General features: G+C 63.8%; 1 protein-coding gene. It reads right to left on the bottom strand.

Annotated features, from left to right (window positions below):
* Positions 1 to 13: 13 nt before the first annotated feature.
* A partial coding sequence (locus NKH42_RS31160; protein WP_352753731.1) for an IS5 family transposase occupies positions 14 to 820 on the bottom strand: 807 nt, incomplete at its 5' end.

Below are 820 nucleotides of genomic sequence, written 5' to 3'. Positions count from 1 at the left end.
GCTGCGGGCGCACCTATCCCGTGATGGCGGCCCATCGGCGCATGTTGAAGGCGATCGCCGCCAATGTCACCTGGGCGGTGGCCTTCGCCAGTCCGACATAGCGGATATTGGTCAGCTTCATGCGGTTCTTGAGCGTGGCGAAAGTGGTCTCCACCGCCGCTCGCCGTCTGGCGATCAGGCGGTTGTAATGTTTGAGCCGCGGCGGCAGCGCATGGTGCTTGTTGGGGCGGCGCGCGATGCGCACCTTCTTGCCCTCGGCCTTGAGCCGGGCGCGGCGGGCATGGGTGTCGTAGGCGGCGTCCGCCCACACCGTCTTCTCGTCGCCGCAGATCAAGTTATCGGCCATCACCGTGTCGTTGACGTTGGCTGGCGTGGTAATCACCGTGCGGATCAGGCCAGAGCCCTCATCCACCCCGACATGGGCTTTGTAGCCAAAGGTGAAGCCGCCCTTGCCCTTTCGCGCGGTGAGCCGGGCATCCGTATCCTTCGAAGTCCGCTCGTCCGTCGGGGGCAATGAAACCGCATTGATCAGCGTGGCATCCAGCATCGTTCCCCGCTTCAGGATAACACCGGCTTTCTCCAACTGCCGGTCCAGTTCGCCAAACAGCTTCTCCAGCAGCCCTTCGCCGACAAGCAGATTGCGAAAACGCGAAAGCACCGTGTGGTCGGGAACGCTCTCCTCCAGCCCGAGCCCTACAAAGCGCCGGAACGACAGCCGGTCGCCAAGCGCCTCCTCAAGTTCGCGATCCGACAGGCCGTAGAGTGACTGCAGCAAAAGCGCCTTGAACAGAACCAGCGGTGGCCAAGCTGCCCGTCCGGG

Source organism: Mesorhizobium sp. M1142 (genome assembly GCF_040318565.1).
Lineage (GTDB): Bacteria > Pseudomonadota > Alphaproteobacteria > Rhizobiales > Rhizobiaceae > Mesorhizobium.
Note: the sequence above shows the minus strand (reverse complement) of the source record. Positions and strands in the feature narration are given on the sequence as shown.